The sequence below is a fragment of the Methylobacterium endophyticum genome (assembly GCF_050591105.1).
In the GTDB taxonomy this organism is placed as follows: domain Bacteria; phylum Pseudomonadota; class Alphaproteobacteria; order Rhizobiales; family Beijerinckiaceae; genus Methylobacterium.
This window is the reverse complement of the sequence record NZ_JBNHES010000011.1, coordinates 113123-129949: the sequence shown is the minus strand read 5'-3', so window position 1 is coordinate 129949 and position 16827 is coordinate 113123. Positions and strand designations below refer to the sequence as shown.

Annotated in this window: 14 protein-coding genes; 4 read left to right on the top strand and 10 right to left on the bottom strand. The window is 72.0% G+C overall.

The features are described 5' to 3' along the window. Positions 1-75: 75 nt before the first annotated feature. From ACP56T_RS13825 to ACP56T_RS13815, 3 genes are read right to left on the bottom strand one after another with little or no spacing between them, the layout of a single operon-like run. On the bottom strand, positions 76-1236 hold the full coding sequence (locus tag ACP56T_RS13825) for a DegT/DnrJ/EryC1/StrS family aminotransferase (protein ID WP_430912705.1): 1161 nt from the start codon (positions 1234-1236) through the stop codon (positions 76-78). Continuing rightward, on the bottom strand, positions 1233-2420 hold the full coding sequence (locus tag ACP56T_RS13820) for a glycosyltransferase family 4 protein (protein ID WP_430912704.1): 1188 nt from the start codon (positions 2418-2420) through the stop codon (positions 1233-1235). Before ACP56T_RS13820 ends, ACP56T_RS13825 begins: the two co-directional genes overlap by 4 nt. 32 nt (positions 2421-2452) lie before the next feature. After that, on the bottom strand, positions 2453-3487 hold the full coding sequence (locus ACP56T_RS13815) for a glycosyltransferase family 2 protein (RefSeq protein ID WP_430912703.1): 1035 nt from the start codon (positions 3485-3487) through the stop codon (positions 2453-2455). Positions 3488-4019: 532 nt separating this feature from the next. On the opposite strand from ACP56T_RS13815, the gene ACP56T_RS13810 reads away from it, so the two are divergent. Next, on the top strand, positions 4020-5435 hold the full coding sequence (locus ACP56T_RS13810) for a TolC family outer membrane protein (protein ID WP_430912702.1): 1416 nt from the start codon (positions 4020-4022) through the stop codon (positions 5433-5435). Between the two features lie 11 nt (positions 5436-5446). Here the strand turns inward: ACP56T_RS13810 and ACP56T_RS13805 are convergent, their stop codons facing one another. The 7 genes from ACP56T_RS13805 to ACP56T_RS13775 all read right to left on the bottom strand — a co-directional run bounded on the left by ACP56T_RS13805 (position 5447) and on the right by ACP56T_RS13775 (position 13784). Then, positions 5447-5611, bottom strand: a complete 165-nt coding sequence (locus ACP56T_RS13805; RefSeq protein ID WP_430912701.1) for a hypothetical protein — start codon at positions 5609-5611, stop codon at positions 5447-5449. A 283-nt stretch (positions 5612-5894) separates the two neighbouring features. Beyond that, a complete protein-coding gene (locus ACP56T_RS13800; protein ID WP_430912700.1) occupies positions 5895-7553 on the bottom strand; it encodes an OFA family MFS transporter in 1659 nt (552 codons plus the stop codon). Positions 7554-7702: 149 nt separating this feature from the next. Continuing rightward, positions 7703-9118 (bottom strand): GTPase HflX, encoded by a 1416-nt coding sequence (hflX, locus tag ACP56T_RS13795; RefSeq protein ID WP_430912699.1) that lies wholly within the window; start codon positions 9116-9118, stop codon positions 7703-7705. Between the two features lie 101 nt (positions 9119-9219). After that, positions 9220-9474 carry an RNA chaperone Hfq gene (hfq, locus tag ACP56T_RS13790; RefSeq protein WP_003600267.1) on the bottom strand — a complete coding sequence of 85 codons (255 nt, stop codon included), beginning with the start codon at positions 9472-9474 and terminating at the stop codon, positions 9220-9222. A 182-nt stretch (positions 9475-9656) separates the two neighbouring features. Next, positions 9657-11027, bottom strand: coding sequence for a nitrogen assimilation response regulator NtrX (gene ntrX / locus ACP56T_RS13785; RefSeq protein ID WP_430912698.1), 1371 nt, complete (start codon positions 11025-11027; stop codon positions 9657-9659). Then, positions 11024-13342, bottom strand: coding sequence for a sensor histidine kinase (locus tag ACP56T_RS13780; RefSeq protein WP_430912697.1), 2319 nt, complete (start codon positions 13340-13342; stop codon positions 11024-11026). The genes ntrX and ACP56T_RS13780 overlap by 4 nt, the downstream gene beginning before the upstream one ends. A gap of 106 nt (positions 13343-13448) precedes the next feature. Beyond that, entirely contained in the window at positions 13449-13784 is a 336-nt protein-coding gene (locus tag ACP56T_RS13775; protein WP_430912696.1) for a hypothetical protein, read from the bottom strand. A 35-nt stretch (positions 13785-13819) separates the two neighbouring features. Between ACP56T_RS13775 and ACP56T_RS13770 the strand changes: the two genes are divergently transcribed. From ACP56T_RS13770 to ACP56T_RS13760, 3 genes are all read left to right on the top strand, one after another. Continuing rightward, the gene (locus ACP56T_RS13770) at positions 13820-14734 is read left to right on the top strand and encodes a DNA-3-methyladenine glycosylase family protein (RefSeq protein ID WP_430912695.1); all 915 of its coding nucleotides are present in this window, start codon (positions 13820-13822) and stop codon (positions 14732-14734) included. A 77-nt stretch (positions 14735-14811) separates the two neighbouring features. Next, complete coding sequence (gene ada / locus ACP56T_RS13765) at positions 14812-15909, top strand: bifunctional DNA-binding transcriptional regulator/O6-methylguanine-DNA methyltransferase Ada (protein WP_430912694.1); 1098 nt, start codon at positions 14812-14814, stop codon at positions 15907-15909. After that, positions 15906-16616, top strand: coding sequence for a 2OG-Fe(II) oxygenase (locus ACP56T_RS13760; protein WP_430912693.1), 711 nt, complete (start codon positions 15906-15908; stop codon positions 16614-16616). The genes ada and ACP56T_RS13760 overlap by 4 nt, the downstream gene beginning before the upstream one ends. Positions 16617-16827: the final 211 nt, after the last annotated feature.

The window sequence follows — 16827 nt, the reverse complement described above, 5'->3', positions numbered from 1 at the left end:
TGCGCCGCAGCACGAATCGTGCGCGGATCGCCGTCCACGCCTTGCCGATCCCATCCTCGTGGGGGGGGCGGCGCCTCACTGGAGGGCGCGTGCGAGGGCCTCCACCACCCTATCGACATCGCCGGCCGTCATGGTCGCGCGCAGGGGCAGCATCAGGCCGGCGCCGGCGAGATGCTCGGAGACCGGCAGCGGCCGTCCGGCGCCGTAGGGCGCGAGATGCCCGATCGCGCCGGGTGTCGGAAAGAACGGCCGGCACCCGATTCTCTCCTCCCCGAGGCGCGCCACGATCTCGTCGCGCGGCGGCGCGTCCGGCGGCAGCAGCACGGGAAACATCCAGTGGTCGCGCAGCGTCCCCGCGCGGCCTCCCTGGGGGCGGATTCCGGCGGGCAGGCGCTCGCGGTAGCGCGCGTCGAGCGCCGTGCAGGCGGCGAGGATGGAATCCGCCCGTTCCGCCTGCCCGCAGAGGATGGCGCAGGCGAGGTTGGTGAGCCGGTAGTTGTAGCCGAGCCGGCGGTAATGCGTGCCGCCGCCCAGGCTCCCTGCCATGCCGAGGCCGTGGGCGCGCAATTCCGTCGCGATCTCCGCGAGATCGGGGTCGTCGACGAGGAGCGCGCCGCCCTCCCCGCAGGTCAGCGTCTTGTTGTGGAAGAAGGAGTGCATCGTCAGCGTCGCGGCCTCTGCGACGGGCCGGCCGCCGTAGAGGGCGAGCGGCGCGTGGGCCGCGTCGGCGACGAGGGCGATGCCCGCCGGCCGGGCGAGCGCGGCCAGCCCATCCATGTCGCAGGGCAGGCCGAAGAGATGGACCGGCATGATCGCGCGGGTGCGCGGGGTGATCGCCGCCGCGACGGCCTCCGGGGACAGGCACCAGGTCTCGGGATCGACATCGGCGAAGACCGGCGTGGCGCCCGCGTGCAGCACGGCGTTGGCGCTGGCGACGTAGGTCATGCCCGGCACGACCACCTCGTCCCCCGCTCCGATCCCCAGGGCCGCCAGGGCGACATGCAGCGCCGCCGTGCCCGAGGAGAGCGTGATCGCCCGCCGCGTGCCGTTGCGCGCGGCCCAGAGCGTCTCGAAGCGGTCGCGGAACGGGCCGGACGGGCCGAACTCGCCGTCGGCGAGCGCCTGGGCGGCATAGGCGCGCTCGCGCCCGGAGAGGTCGGGCACCGAGAGCGGGACGCCGGCATCTGCATCCGGCGTCGGCGCGGGGCGGGGCGCGATGCCTGCGGTGGGGGTCATCGCGCGGGAATCCCCCTCCCGGAGGCCAGGGCGCCGACCGCCGCGGCCGCCGGAGCCGGGCCGGCGATCAGCCCCTCGTAGGCGCCGGCGAGCGCGTCCCAGCCGAAGCTCCGGGCCTGCGCGCGGCAGGCGGCGCGCGTCTGCGGGTGCCCGGCGAGCTCGGCCGCCCGCACCACGGCATCGGCGAGGCCGGCGACGTTGACCGCCGCGCCCCGGACCGATCCGGGATCGAACAGGAAGCCCGTCCGGCCCTCGCTCACGATGTCGGGGATGCCGCCGTGGCGGGCCCCGACCACGGGCGTGCCGGCGGCGAGCGCCTCGATCAGCACGTTGCCGAGGGCCTCCCAGATCGCCGGGTTCACGCAGACCGTCGCCCCCGCGTAGAGGGCCGGCAGATCCTCGACCCGGCCGACGCCGAGGATTTCGACGCGCCCGCGCAGGCTCTCCGGCAGGGCCTCGGCGATCCCCGCGCGGACGGCGTCGCCCGCCTTGCCCGAATAGATCAGGCGGGCGCCGGGCAGGCGTTCGGCGATGGCCGGGAAAGCGCGGGCCAGCAGCAGCGCGCCCTTGCGGGGCTCGTCGGCATCGCCGGTGAACAGGATGCGCGGCTCGGCCGGCGCGGGGACGTCGATCTCGAAGGGGGCGGTCTCCGTCGGCGAGGGCAGGAGATGGCCCGCGACCCCGTAATCGCGCGCGAGCGCCTCCTTGGCGAAATGCGAGAGCACCGCCACGGCGTCCGACCGGCGCACCGCCTGCCGGAACAGCAGCCCGTCGAGAGGGATGCGCCGGAAATAGCGCCGCACCGGGATGCCGGTGCACTGGAAGACGAGGCGGAAGCGGGCCCCCGCGCGCCGCGCCGCCAGGGCGCCGGCGGCATCGTGGTAGTTCAGGCAGTGGACCGCCTCGAACCCTTCCGTGGCCAGGAGCCGGGCGAGGTCGAGCCCGAACAGGTGGAAGCCGTTGAACCAGCGGCCGGCGATCGGCGAAGGCGGGTTGCGGCGGGGCAGGATCAGCCGCTCGACCGCGCCCTCGCGCTCGCTGCGCGCCCGCGTGCCGGGGGCGCTGGTGACGACCGTGACCCGGTGCCCGCGCGCGGCGAGGCGGTGCGACAGGTCGTGGAGCAGCCGCTCGGACCCGCGCCGGACCTCCGGCCATGCCGTGGGATGGGTGACGGCGATCCGCAAAGGGGGCCTCTGGCGCTCCGGTTGCCGGGGGATCAGAGCACCAGCGCCCGGAAGCGCAGGCTGCCGTAGAGGAGCGAGAGGCTCATCACCAGCATGCGCGGCAGATGCGCGAGCACCCGTCCCGCATGGGCCGCGAGCACCCTCGGATCGAGGGATCCCGTGCGCTGGATGCCGCGCGCCAGCAGCGCCAGCGGCAACAGCGCCAGCAGCCACGGCTTCCACGCCACGGCGGCCAGCGCGAGGAGCGCGGCGGCGTAGATCGCCATCATCGGCGGGTAGAAGAACAGCTTCGCCGTCAGCAGCGCGTCGCGCAGCTCGGGATGGCGCTGCACCAGGGCGGGCAGCAGGAACAGGCGCGTCGGCTCCAGCACCCATTGCAGCAGCGGCTGGTTCTCGATCTCGTGGCGCATCACCGCCTCGGGCACGAAGCGGCGGGCATGGCCGGCCTTGATCACCCGCCAGGCGAGGTCGGTGTCGGCGCATTCCGTCGCCCGGTCGAGGGGATCCTTGAAGGACAGGCTCTCGTCGAATCCGCCGAAGGCGCGGAAGATGCCCGTGCGCATGAGCATGTTGGCGGTGGGGAAGGTCGGGTGCTCGCTCGCCGTCACGAAGGTGAGCTTCGAGCTCAGCGTGGCGCTCTGCTCGGGCTTGGGCAGCACCGGGCCGGTGGCGAAGGCCACCGCAGGGTCCTCGAAGGCCGACAGGCCCCGCTCCAGCCATTGCGGCTCGGGCCGGCAGTCGCTGTCGGTGAAGGCGATGACGGGCCCGCGCGCGGCGGCGACGCCCCGGTTGCGGGCCGGCGCCGGCCCGCGGTCCCGCTCCATCCGCAGGCAGCGGATGTCCAGTCCCCGGCTCCGCGCCTCCGCGCAGACGGCGGCGATGTCGTCGCGCGAGACGTTGTCCACCACCACGACCTCGAACCGGGCGAGGCCGAGGCTCTGCGCCGCCAGTGCCTCCAGGCATTCGGCGAGGAGCGCCTTGCGGTCCTTCACCGAGATGACGACGCTGACCTCGGGGCCGCCGGCCGGCAAGGAGGCTTGATCCTCGGGGGCTTGGTCCTCGGTCATCGCGGCGCTCCTGACGATCGCGTCGGCCTCAACAAGACGTTCCATCGGCCGGGATCATCCGGCCGCCGCTCGTCCGTCCCACCGGTCTCGCCACCGGCCATACGGGACGGTCTCAGAGGCGTCCGTGCAATAATGCACATAGTCCGGCGAGGCGGACGCATTCCGAATGCAGTGTTGGCCGGCGCCGGCCTCGGTGGCGCGCCGGGCGTGACTTGATGCGCGTGCCGCTCCGCCGAGACGGAGGCACCCCGTCGCCTTGAGGCCTCGACCGTCTGTTTGGAAGATCAAGCATCGATTGCCTCGCTACGCCATTCGATACTCGGTGGCAATTGGTGTTTGCGACGCAAAATACGCTCCCGGTCTGCGGGACCTCCGCGCGCGACGGAGCGGCGCGCTCGGGGCCTTCGACTTATCAACAACTCGTCTCGGCGCCCCCCCCCCCCCCCGCGCGGAGGCGGCGCGAAGGGGCTGTGGAGGCGCCGTACCGGATCGGGCCGGCCCCGCGCGGGCCGCCGTTAGCGGCGCATTAAGCATGCCGCTTTACTTTTCGCTCATGTCATCGACGCGCCATCCCTCTCCTCTGCGACGGCTCGCCACGGGCGTTTGCGTCCTCGCGGGCTGTCTCGCGCAGTCTTCCGGGGTCGGCGCCGAGACGCTGGAGACGGCGCTGGCGCGGGCCTATTCGAGCAACCCGCAGCTCAACGCCAACCGCGCCGGCGTGCGCGCCACCGACGAGAACGTGCCGGCAGCCCTCGCCGGCTATCGGCCGACGGTCAATGTCAGCGCCGATATCGGCGTCTCGACATTCGAGGGCACGCTGAGCCGGCAATTCTACAAGGAGACCACGCTTCCGGGCGGGGCGGGGATCACGATCAACCAGACGCTGTTCAACGGATTTCAGACGGACAACAACACGCGGCGCGCGGAATCGACGGTGTTCAGCCAGCGGGAGACGCTGCGGGGCACGGAGATGACGGTGCTCTACAGCGCCGTGCAGGCCTATATGAGCGTGCTGTCGGACACGGCCACGCTGGAGCTGCGCCGCAACAACGTCGAGGTGCTGGAGGAACAGCTCCGCCAGACCCGCGAGCGCTTCAAGATCGGCGAGGTGACGCGCACCGACGTGGCGCAGTCCGAGGCGCGGCTCGCCGGCGCGCGGGCGGATGTGGGCGCGGCGGAGGCGCAGCTGCGCTCCAGCATCGGCCTGTACCGCCAGTTCATCGGCGTGGAGCCGCGCCAGCTCGCCCCCGGCCGCCCCCTCGACCGTTTCGTGCCGGTGAGCCTCGACGCCTCCGTCGATATCGGCCTCAAGGAGCATCCGGCGATCATCTCCGCCCTGCACAACGTCGATTCGACGGAGGCGCAGGTGAAGGTGCTGGAGGGCGCGCTGATGCCGAACGTGAGCCTCCAGGGCTCCGTCCAGCAGCGCTACGACCAATCCTTCGCGAATTCGAACGGCTACACCGCGCAGATCGTCGGCCGCCTGACGGTTCCGATCTACGAGGGCGGGCAGACCTACGCGCAGATCCGTCAGGCGAAGGAGCTGGCCGGCCAGGCCCGCATCCAGGTCGAGCAGAGCCGCGACCAGGTGCGCTCAGGGATCGTGGCCGCCTGGGGCCAGCTCGAATCGGCCAAGGCGCGGGTGATCGCCTCGCAGGCGCAGGTGCAGGCCAACGAGGTGGCCCTGAACGGCGTGCGCGAGGAGGCCTATGTCGGCCAGCGCACGACCCTCGACGTCCTGAACGCGCAGCAGGAGCTTCTCAACGCCCGCGTGGCGCTGATCACGGCCCAGCGCGACCGGGTGATCTATTCCTACGGCGTCGTCCAGGCGGTCGGCCGGCTGACGGCGCGCTACACGGAGCTGCGCGTCGCGGCCTACAGCCCGAAGACGCATTACGATCAGGTCAAGGACCTCTGGTACGGCCTGCGGACGGCCGACGGCCGATAGAGGTCCGTGCCTTAGCGGTCGGAGGGCGTGGGCTTGGCGGCGCCGGCGCGCATGTCGCTCACCATGTGACGGATCCCCTGCTCGAAGGCGGCGAGCGAGAAGACCGTGACCGCGACCACGACGAGGGCGGAGACCAGCGTGCGGGCGGTGGCGATGTCGAGAGCGACGTGTTCCATGACGGCGTGTCCCAGGGTGTAGCCGGGCCCGGAAATCCCTCGGGTCCCGCGTGACCCCGCCAATCTGGCCCCGGCCGCCGCATCGCACCACTACCGGAATGCGCCATGCAGCCATGCAGGACGGAACGCGCGCCATGTGCGTCCGCGCACAGTGTTCGGCAGCGGTTCGGGCTCGCGATCCCAAGAAGACCGCCCTCGGCGGCTTCCGCGCCCGGATGTCGTTAAGGAAAGCTTGCCGCCGAATACTGGGTCCGGCGCCGGGAGCACGACGCCGGACCGTCCGTCATCCGAACAGGATCAGCGCCTTGGAGAGCGTGATCCAGATGCCCCAGGCGATCGGGATGCCGACCACCGCCCAGGCCGCGGCGGCGGCCGGCGTCAGGCCGCCGCGTCCGATGCCGAAGGAGCCGGAGGGGCCGGCGGCCGTCCCCGCGCCCTTCGCCTGGAGCGCCGCGACGTCGGCGTCCGTCATGAACCAGCGGTCCTTGAGGGGGCGGATCAGGAGGTTGGCGACGAAGCCGAGCGCCAGCATCCCGGCGAGGATGTACAGGGTGCCGTCGTAGAGCTTGGCCCCGCCGATGCCGGCATCGACCTGCGCCTGGCGGATGTAGTTGACCACCACCGGCCCGACGATGCCCGCCGTCGACCAGGCGGTGAGCAGCCGGCCGTGGATGGCGCCGACGAACTGCGTCCCGAAGATGTCGGCGAGATAGGCCGGCACCGTGGCGAAGCCGCCCCCGTACATCGACAGGATGACGCACATCGCGAGCACGAACAGCGCCTGCGCGCCGTGATTGGCGGCCCAGGGCGCGCCGGCATAGAGCGCGATGCCCAGCGCGAAGAAGATCGCGTAGGTGAGCTTCCTCCCGAGCTTGTCCGACATCGAGGCCCAGAAGAAGCGCCCGCCGATGTTGAACAGCGACAGGAGCCCGACGAAGCCGGCGGCGATGGCCGCGACCCTCGCCTTCTGCCCAGCGTCGAGGGCGGAGAAGGCGAGGCCGGGCTCTCCGATCAGCTTGCCGCCGAAGATCTCCTGGAGCATCGGCGAGGCGATGCCGATGACGCCGATGCCGGCCGAGACGTTGAGGCACAGCACCGCCCAGATCAGCCAGAACTGGACCGTCTTGTGGGCGTCGTCGAGATGCACGTTGCGGCTGGTGATCATGCCGGCCTTGGCGACGGGGGCGCTCCAGCCCTCCGGCTTCCAGCCGTTCGGCGGCACCCGGTAGCCGAGGGCCCCGGCGGTCATGAACACGGCATAGACCGCCGCCATGACGAGGAAGGTCTGCCAGACGCCGACGGAATCGGCGGTCTTGAACCGGTCCATCAGCAGCGCGGCGAGCGGGGAGCCGATGAGCGCGCCGCCGCCGAAGCCCATGATCGCCATGCCGGTGGCCATGCCGCGCCGGTCGGGGAACCACTTGATCAGGGTGGAGACCGGCGAGATGTAGCCGAGCCCGAGGCCGATGCCGCCGATGACGCCGGAGCCGAGCCACATCATCCAGAGCTGGTGGGTGACGATGCCGACCGCCGAGATCGCCATGCCGCCGCACCAGCAGAGCGCCGCCGCGAGCCCCGCCTTGCGCGGACCCGCCCGCTCCAGCCAGCCGCCGAACACCGCCGCGGAGGCGCCGAGGAAGACGAAGAACAGCGTGTACATCCAGCCGAGATCCGCCACGCGCCAGTCGCAGGTGGTGGTGAACAGGGCCGTGACCAGCGTCATGTCCGGGCAGGTCTTCGACTGGGTGATGCCGATGGCGCGCGAGAGCGGCAGCCAGAACACCGAGAAGCCGTAGGCCATGCCGATGCACAGATGGATCGCGAGCGCCGCCGGCGGCACCAGCCAGCGGTTGAAGCCGGGTTTGGCGACGATGCGCTCGCGCGACAGGAAGGACGGTTCCGCGGCGCCCGCGGCGGGCGCTTCGGTGATGCTGGCGCTCATGCTCCCTCCCTGGCCGCCGGCCTGTCAGCGGCCGTTCGGTTAGGCGCCCAGCCTAGCGGGGGAAAGCGGCGGGTCCAGCCCGCCGACGCTCAAGGCGACGGATTAATTCGTTTTGTCACACGTAGCGGCCGGCGATCCTCACGCGAAGATCACCCCCGCCCGATCCGCCGCGCGCCCGCGAAGCGGTTGAGGAAGCGCGGCTCCTTCTCCGGCGCGATGCGGATGGCGAGATGCAGGGTGCCGTTCTCCTCCATCCTTCGGTCGAGCACCTCGGCATTCTCGTAGAGCCAGTGCAGGGCGGCGCCGTCCTCGGGGGGCAGGATCACTGCGAAGGTCGAGCGCGCCCGCGCGATCCTCGCCTCGATCCGGGCGGTGAGCGCCGGCAGCCCCTCCCCCGTCAGCGCCGAGACCAGCACCGGGGCGCTGCCGTCCCGGTCGGAGCGCGCGCCTCCGCCCTGCCCGCTGAGGTTGAACAGCCGGGTGCGCTCGGCCTCGTCGAGGAGGTCGGCCTTGTTCCAGACCTCGATGACGCGCTCGGCGCTGTCCTCGATGCCGAGCTCGCGCAGCACCTCGCCGACATCCTCGGCCTGGGCCTCGGTGTCGCCGTGGGAGACATCGCGCACATGCAGCAGGATGTCGGCCTCGATCACGTCTTCCAGCGTCGCCCGGAAGGCCGCGATCAGCGAGGTCGGCAGGTCCGAGATGAAGCCCACCGTGTCGGAGAGGATCACCGTCTCGCCATGCGGCAGCTTGGTGGCGCGGGCCGTCGGGTCGAGGGTGGCGAAGAGCATGTCCTGCGCGAGCACCTTCGCCTGCGTCAGGACGTTGAAGAGCGTCGACTTGCCGGCATTGGTGTAGCCGACGAGCGCCACGATCGGATACGGCACCCGCGCTCGGCTCTGCCGGTGCAGGCCGCGCGTGCGGGAGACCGAATCGAGATCGCGCTCGATGCGGGTCATGCGCTCCTGGATCATCCGGCGGTCCGCCTCGATCTGGGTCTCGCCGGGGCCGCCGAGGAAGCCGAAGCCGCCGCGCTGGCGTTCCAAGTGGGTCCAGGACCGCACCAGCCGGCTCCGTTGATACGCGAGATGCGCGTGCTCGACCTGGAGCGTGCCCTCGCGGGTGGAGGCGCGGCGCCCGAAGATCTCCAGGATCAGCCCGGTGCGGTCGATGACCTTGGCGCCCCAGGCCTTCTCGAGGTTGCGCTGCTGCACCGGCGAGAGCGCGCAGTCCATCACCACGAGGCCGATCTCCTCGGCCGCGATCAGCCCGGCGATCTCATCGACCCGGCCCTTGCCGAGGTAGGTCGAGGGCCGGATCTTCGGCAGGGAGAGCGCCATCGCCTGCGTCACGTCGAGATCGATGGCGGCGGCCAGGCCCACGGCCTCGTCGAGCCGCGCGTCGACGGAGCGCGACGGCACTGGCCTGCCCTGCCCCGCGAGTCCCGTCGCGGGGCGTGCCGGATAGGGGCCGACGACGAGGGTCCGGGTGGAGGCGGCGATCTCGCCCTCGGGCGCGGCCTGCGCCTGGAGCCGGGCCTCGCCGGGGGTGAGGGGTTCGGTCATTCAGCCTTCGCGATGGACGCATGTCCCGGCCGGAATCGGGCGACGGCGCCTCCCCCGCGAGGGAGCGCCGTTCGCGGGCGGCCGGGCGTTCTTTTTCCGTCTCACGCCTTCTCGGGCGCGGTCTCGTCGGGCTCGAAGAGCTGGACGGGGTGGCCGGGCATGATGGTCGAGATCGCGTGCTTGTAGACGAGCTGCGAGTGGCCGTCCCGGCGCAGAAGGACGCAGAAATTGTCGAACCAGGTCACGACGCCCTGGAGCTTGACGCCGTTGACGAGGAAGATCGTGAGCGGGATCTTGTTCTTGCGGACGTGGTTGAGAAACGTGTCCTGAAGGTTCTGTGCGCGTTCGCCCGCCATTTCTTGTTGTCCTTCGTGGTCCTGTCCCGGCACCCGTGGATGCGACCGGAAGCGGTCGCCGGGCCCGGACTTCTCCTCTTGAGCCGATCTTACGCGCCCCGGTCGGCCGCATCGGCTTTTGCATTACGCAGGCGATCGCGCCGCGATGCAAGGGGCGGCATGCGACGGGGCGGCCCCTTCCGTCACGGCCCGATGCCGAGCGACTTCAGTTTCCTGTGCAGGGCAGAGCGCTCCATGCCGATGAACTCGGCGGTTCGCGAGATGTTGCCCGAGAACCGCGCGATCTGCGCCACGAGATATTCCCGCTCGAAGATCTCGCGGGCCTCGCGCAGCGCCAGGCTCATCAGCTTCTCGCCGCCCGCCCCGTTCGGGGTGGTCGGCACCAGCGTGCCGATCTCGGTGGGCAGCATCTCGGAGGTGACCTCGAGGTCCGGGTCGGCCGAGGTGAGGATCATCAGCCGCTCCACGTTGTTGCGGAGCTGGCGGATGTTGCCCGGCCAGTCGTGCGACTGGAGCACCGCCATGGCGTCCTCGGCGATGCGTCGGCGCGGCAGGCCGGTGGAGGCCGAGATCTGGTCCATGAAGAAGGAGATCAGCTCCGGCACGTCCTCGCGGCGCTCGGCGAGCGCCGGCACCCGGATCGGCACCACCGAGAGGCGGTGGAACAGGTCCTCGCGGAAGCGCCCCGCCGCGATCTCCTCGGCGAGGTCCCGCGAGGAGGAGGAGATGATGCGCACGTCCACATGCACGCGGGTGGTGCCGCCGACGCGCTGGAAGTTCTGGTCCACGAGGACGCGCAGGATGCGGTTCTGGGTCTCGCGGGGCATGTCCGCGACCTCGTCGATGTAGAGCGAGCCGCCATGGGCCTCCTCCAGCGCGCCGACGCGCCGGACCCGGCCCTCGCCGGCCTCCACGCCGAACAGCTCGGCCTCCATGTTGTCGGGGGTGATCGTCGCCGCGTTGATGACCACGAACGGCCCGTTCGCCCGGCTCGACGTGGCGTGCAGCGTGCGCGCGGAGAGTTCCTTGCCGGAGCCCGGCGCGCCCGAGATCATCACGCGGGCATTGGTCGGCGCCACCCGCTCCACCGTCTGGCGGAGCTGGTTGACGGCGACCGACCCGCCGACGAGCCGGCTCGCCTGGCCGGAGCGGGTCTTGAGGTCCTTGACCTCGCGCTTGAGCCGGGAGGCTTCCAGCGCCCGCTCGGCCACGAGGATCAGGCGGTCGGCCTTGAACGGCTTCTCGATGAAGTCGTAGGCGCCCGACTTGATCGCCGAGACGGCGGTCTCGATGTTGCCGTGGCCGGAGATCATCACCACCGGCAGGTCGGGATGGCCGGCCTTGATGAGGTCGAGCACCTGGAGCCCGTCGAGGCGGGAGCCCTGGAGCCAGATGTCGAGGAAGACGAGGTGCGGGCGGCGCGATTCGATCGCGGCGAGCGCGTCGTCCGACGAGCCGGCGGTGCGGGTGCGGTGGCCCTCGTCGTCGAGGATGCCCGCCACGAGGTCGCGGATGTCGGCCTCGTCGTCGACGATCAGGATATCGGCGCTCATCGCATCATCTCCGGCAGCATCTCCTCGTCGGGCGCCTCTTGGGGAGCGCCCTTCCCGTCCGTCGTCGGCGCGGGCTTGGCCTCGCCTGTGCCCTGCGCCGCCTTGACGGCGGCCTCGTCGTGGCCGAGCTCGCGCGGCACGCGCAGGCGCACGCGCCCGCCCCGCCCAGCAGGGTTGTCGTTCAACTCGAGCCCCCCGCCATGCTCCTCGAGCACCTTGCTGACGATGGCGAGGCCGAGCCCCGTGCCGCCCTCGCGGGTCGTCATGTAGGGCTCCAGCAGGCGCTGGCGCCCCTCTGCGGGAAATCCCTTGCCGTTGTCGGTGACATCGATCACCGCGAAGCCGTCGTCGATGGAGAGCGCGAGGTCGACGCGGCCCTTGCCGCCGTCCTTCGTGAGCTCCTCCTCGGGCACGGCGGCCACCGCCTCGACGGCGTTCTTGAGGATGTTGGTCAGCGCCTGCGACAGCAGCCGGATGTCGAAGGCGGCGGTGACGCGCTCGTTGCCGCCGACGCCGTGGGCCGAGAAGCCGAAATCGAGATCCGGATGCGCGACCCGCATCATGAACAGGTTCTGCTTGGCGATCTCGGTGAGGTCCTGCTCGGCGATCGCGGGTTTCGGCATGCGCGCGAAGGACGAGAACTCGTCCACCATGCGCTTGATCTCGTCGACCTGGCGGACGATCGTCGCCGTGCACTGGTCGAACACCTCCTTGTCGGTGGTGATGACCTTGCCGTACTTGCGCCGGATGCGCTCGGCCGAGAGCTGGATCGGGGTCAGCGGGTTCTTGATCTCGTGGGCGATGCGGCGCGCCACGTCCGCCCAGGCCGAGGTGCGCTGCGCCGAGACGAGATCGGTGATGTCGTCGAGCGTCACCACGAAGCCGCGCGCTTGCCCTTGAGCCTGCTCCGTCGTGATCCGCACCGTGACGGTGCGCTCGCGCCCGTCGCGGGTGAGCTGGATCTGCTGCTGGAGCGCGCGCTGGCGCCCCTCGCCTTCCGGCAGCAGGGGCGCGAGCTCGGGCACGGCCTCGGTGAGGGGGCGGCCGATCAGCTCCTCTGCGCTCAGTCCCAGCATGCGCATCGCGCCGGGATTGGCGATCGTCACCTGCCCCGCCGCGTCGACGCCGATGACGCCGGGCGAGACGCCCGAGAGCACGGCCTCCGTGAAGCGGCGGCGGCGGTCGATGAGGTCGCTCGCGGCGGTGAGCCCGTCATGCTGGCGGCGCAGCTCCTGGGTCATCTTGTTGAAGCTGGCGCCGAGATGCGCGAGGTCGCCGTCGCTCTTCCGGGCCGGCACCTGCGCGTAGAAATTGCCCGAGGCGACCTGGTCGGCGGCGTTGATGAGGCGGCGGATCGGGGCAACGAAGCGGTTGGCGAAGTTCAGCCCGAACCACACCGCCGAGAGCAGCGCGATCAGCGCGATCAGCACGAAGACCGAGGCGAAGGCGACCTGGATGTTCCGGCGCAGCGCGTCGTAGGCGAGGTACTCGGCGGCGGCCGCGCGCGAGACGCCGGGGAAGTCGATGGCGAGCTGGCTGACCTCGCGCTGCACCAGCAGCACGGCGTTGTCGTAGGCCGGCATGCGCAGCATCGCCGCGAAGACCCGGCCCTCCGTCGGCAGCAGGCAGACTGGATCGGGGGAGTTGCCGGCCTCCTCGAAGGCGGCCGCCGAGGGCACGCGGGTCTCCTTGAGGATGTCGATCTTGGCGCGCGCCACCACCATGTCCGGCCCGCGCATGAGCTGGGCGACGGGCAGCCCCAGATTGGTGGCGCGGGTGGTCAGGAAGCTCTCGAACCACTCCCGGTTGGCGTCGAAGTTCGGCCGCGCGCGGGTGAGGTCGTCGCCCAGGATGCGGATCTCGCGGGCGAGGCTCTGGCACTGGTTCTCCAGATAGGCGTCGGCCACCTCGACGGATTTGAGGGTCACGTCGCGGACCCGGTCGGTGAAGCCGAGCGACAGGCCGCGATCGAGCGTGACAGAGGCGACCACCGCGAGCAGGATCGTCGGCAGGATCGCGATCAGGCTGAACAGGCCGACGATGCGGGTATGCAGCCGCGCCACCGCCGCGTTCGCCCGGCGCGCGTGCAGGAAGACCCGCGCCTCCCAGGCGATGACGACCACGAGCCCGACCACCAGCACGACGTTGATGCCGAGCAGCGTCAGCCCGATCGTCGGGGTGGGCGTGACCTTGATGACGCCGGCGAGCACCAGGAAGGTGCCGATGGCGCAGACGAGCGCGGTGCCGACCACCACCGCGCCGATCCCGCCCGGCCCGCGCGGGCCGGGTTTCAGCGCGGTCTCGCCGTCGCCCACGGGCTCCTCGGCCGCCGGCGCGAGGATATCCCCGGTCCGGGATTCCCCGGTCCGCTGGTCGTCCGGCCGCTGTGCTCGTCGCAGAAAGCGCATGCGTGATGCAGGGTCACAACAGTGTGGCGAAATTAATACGAATCCTGCCGCATTCGCCCTTCTGTTTCCGGCTCGCGAGGGGTGTCAGAAGGGCGATCCTCCTTCGCGATCGCCCTTGCGGCGGCCGGACTGCGCCCCCGGTCATGGTCATGGTCTTGCCGCCCATGCGCATGGCGATGCGGCCCTGGAAGCGCGCGCCCGCCGGCACGAATCGCGCGCTCGCCACGCACGGGCTGCGACCCTCGCAGACGATGTCGAAGGTCGTCGCCTCCCCTCCCCGCACGGGCAGAGCGTGACGGCCTTCCTCGCGGAGGCGGCGCCTCGACTCGGGGCGGCCGGCGTGATCCAAGCCGCCTCAGAGCCCGGACCGGAGCCGCCGATCCCGTGAGCGACGCGTTCGCCATCGCCGTCAGGACGCCCTACGACTGGCCGGCGATCCATGCCTTCCTCGCGGGCCGCGCCATTCCCGGCATCGAGGCGGCGCCGGAGGGGCGCTATCTGCGCAGCGTCGTCCTCGACGACCGCCCCGGACGGCTCGCGGTGGAGCCCGATGCGGGCGCGGCCTGCACGGCGCTCACCGTCACCCTGTCCCTTGCCGGAAGCACGGCCGAGGCGGCGGCGCGGCTGCGTCGCCTCTTCGATGCGGAGGCCGACCCGGTGGTGATCGGGGCGCATCTGTCCCGCGACGCGCTGCTGGCGGAACTGGTCGCGGCGCGCCCTGGCCTGCGGGTGCCGGGCGCCTGGGACGGGTTCGAGATGGCGGTGCGCGCCATCCTCGGCCAACAGGTCTCGGTGAGCGCGGCGACCCGCCTCGCCGGGCGTCTGGTCGCCGCCTTCGGCACGCAGCTGCCCCCGCATCTCGCCGGACCGGACGGCATCACCCATCTCTTCCCGGCGCCCGAGCGGCTGGCCGAGGCCGACATCGCCTCGGCGCTCGGCATGCCCGGCGCCCGCGCCGGGGCGATCCGCAGCCTGGCCCAGGCGCTCTGCGACACGCCGGACCTGCTCGATCCCGGCCGGGGGCTCGCCGAGGCGGTGGCGCGGCTCAAGGCGCTGAAGGGCATCGGCGAATGGACGGCGCAGTACATCGCCATGCGGGCGCTGCGCGAGGCGGACGCCATGCCGGCGGGCGATATCGGCCTGCTGCGCGCCCTCGACCGGGGCGACGGTCGGCCGACGCCGGGCGGGCTTCTCGCGCGCTCGGCGGCCTGGAGCCCCTGGCGCGCCTATGCGGCGCTGCATCTCTGGGCGCATGACTCGGACCGGCAGGCGGCGATTGCCGGGCAAGGTGCGGGATGAAGCGGGCGGGCGGACCGGACAAGGTGCGGACGACGCCGGCCTCCGGGCCGGGCAACCGCAGGACAGGGAGTTCCGCCATGCACCCGGACAGCGCCGCCACGACCCTCGCGCCCGCGCCGGAGTCCGCCTTCGCCACGGAGGCCGCGCGCCGCGCCGCCCTCGCCGCCCGCGACCGCCGCGCCGACGGCCTCTTCGTCTACGCGGTGCGGACCACCGGCGTGTATTGCCGGCCGAGCTGCGCCGCGCGTCCGGCCCGGCCGGAGAATGTCGGCTTCCACCCCACCTGCGAGGCGGCCGAGGCTGCGGGGTTCCGGCCGTGCCTGCGCTGCCGCCCGAACGAGCCCTCGCGGGAGGAGCGGCAGGCGCAGGCCCTCGCCCGCGCCTGCCGCCTGATCGAGGAGGCCGAGACCCCGCCTCCGCTGGCCGATCTCGCCCGCGCGGCCGGGATGAGCGCCTTCCATTTCCACCGCGTGTTCAAGGCGGCCACCGGGGTGACGCCGAGGGCCTATGCCGCCGCCCGCCGGTCGGAGCGCGTCGCCGAGGGGCTGCGGGAGGGGGCCAGCGTCACCCGCGCCGTGTTCGAGGCCGGGTTCAACGCGTCGAGCCGGTTCTACGAGGAGGCGGGCGCGCGCCTCGGCATGAGCCCGCGCGCCTACAAGGCGGGCGGCACCGGCGCCGCGATCCGCTTTGCGGTGGCGCAGTGCAGCCTCGGCGCGATTCTCGTCGCCGCCACCGACAAGGGCGTCTGCGCGATCCTGCTCGGGGACGATCCGGCCGCGCTGGTGCGCGATCTCGAGGACCGCTTCCCCAAGGCCGAGCTGATCGGGGGCGACGCGGCGTTCGAGAGGCTCGTCGCGCGGGTGGTCGGATTCGTCGAGGCTCCGGCGCGCGGGCTCGACCTGCCCCTCGACATCGGCGGCACCGCTTTCCAGCAGCGGGTCTGGGCGGCGCTGCGGAAGATTCCGGCCGGCCGCACGGCGAGCTATGCCGAGATCGCCCGCGCCATCGGCGAGCCCGCCGCCGTCCGGGCGGTGGCGCGCGCCTGCGGCGCCAACGCCATCGCCGTGGCGATTCCCTGCCACCGCGTGGTGCGGGCGGACGGTGCGCTGTCCGGCTACCGCTGGGGCGTCGAGCGCAAGCGCGATCTCCTGGCCCGCGAGGGGGTGACGCGGTGAGCGATCCCGCAGCCGTCGTCGCCGGGCTCGACTGGGCGCGCATCGAGGCGGATCTCGACGCCTTCGGCTGCGCCGCCACCGGACCGCTCCTCGACGAGGCGCAATGCGCGGCGCTGCGCGCCCTCTACGCGGAGGACGCGCGCTTCCGCAGCCGCGTCGTCATGGCCCGGCACGGGTTCGGACGGGGCGAATACCGCTACTTCTCCTATCCCCTGCCCGATCCCGTCGCCGGCTTGCGGCCGGCCCTCTACGAGCGCCTCGTGCCGCTGGCGAACCGTTGGAACGCGGCACTCGCCAGCGAGATCCGCTATCCGGCCGACCACGCCGCCTTCCTGCGCCGCTGTCACGACGCCGGCCAGACCCGGCCGACGCCGCTGCTGCTGAAATACGGCCCCGGCGACTACAACTGCCTGCACCAGGACCTCTACGGCGAGCACGTCTTCCCGTTGCAGGTGGCGATCCTGCTCTCGCGGCCCGGCCGCGACTTCTCCGGGGGCGCCTTCGTGCTGACCGAGCAGCGCCCGCGCATGCAGTCGCGCGCCGAGGTGGTGGATCTGACGCGGGGCGAGGGCGTGATCTTCGCCGTCCACACGCGCCCCTTGCGCGGCGCGCGGGGATATTACCGGGTGAATCTGCGCCACGGCGTCAGCCGGCTGCGCTCCGGGGCGCGCCACGTCGTCGGCATCATCTTCCACGATGCCCGCTGAAAGCGGGTAGACTGTCGACGCGGCCGGCCACGCCCTATGACGGAGCGGCCGCGCGAACCGGCGGAGGGCGTGGCCGGACCGAAGAGCACGGGCCAAAGAGGGCGGGCCAAGAGGATGACAGGCATATGAGGACGATGCGGACGGGCCGCCGGCCGGCCTTCGGGGCTCTCCTCTCCCGCGCCTTCGCGATCGCGAAGACTCTCGGGACCAT

Coding starts and splice junctions, on each gene's coding strand:
- ntrX (WP_430912698.1), bottom strand. CDS start 11,027: ATGAGCGCCGATATCCTGATCGTCGACGACGAGGCCGACATCCGCGAC.
- ACP56T_RS13810 (WP_430912702.1), top strand. CDS start 4,020: ATGCCGCTTTACTTTTCGCTCATGTCATCGACGCGCCATCCCTCTCCT.
- hfq (WP_003600267.1), bottom strand. CDS start 9,474: ATGGCGGGCGAACGCGCACAGAACCTTCAGGACACGTTTCTCAACCAC.
- ACP56T_RS13805 (WP_430912701.1), bottom strand. CDS start 5,611: ATGGAACACGTCGCTCTCGACATCGCCACCGCCCGCACGCTGGTCTCC.
- hflX (WP_430912699.1), bottom strand. CDS start 9,118: ATGACCGAACCCCTCACCCCCGGCGAGGCCCGGCTCCAGGCGCAGGCC.
- ACP56T_RS13800 (WP_430912700.1), bottom strand. CDS start 7,553: ATGAGCGCCAGCATCACCGAAGCGCCCGCCGCGGGCGCCGCGGAACCG.
- ACP56T_RS13825 (WP_430912705.1), bottom strand. CDS start 1,236: ATGACCCCCACCGCAGGCATCGCGCCCCGCCCCGCGCCGACGCCGGAT.
- ACP56T_RS13815 (WP_430912703.1), bottom strand. CDS start 3,487: ATGACCGAGGACCAAGCCCCCGAGGATCAAGCCTCCTTGCCGGCCGGC.
- ada (WP_430912694.1), top strand. CDS start 14,812: ATGCACCCGGACAGCGCCGCCACGACCCTCGCGCCCGCGCCGGAGTCC.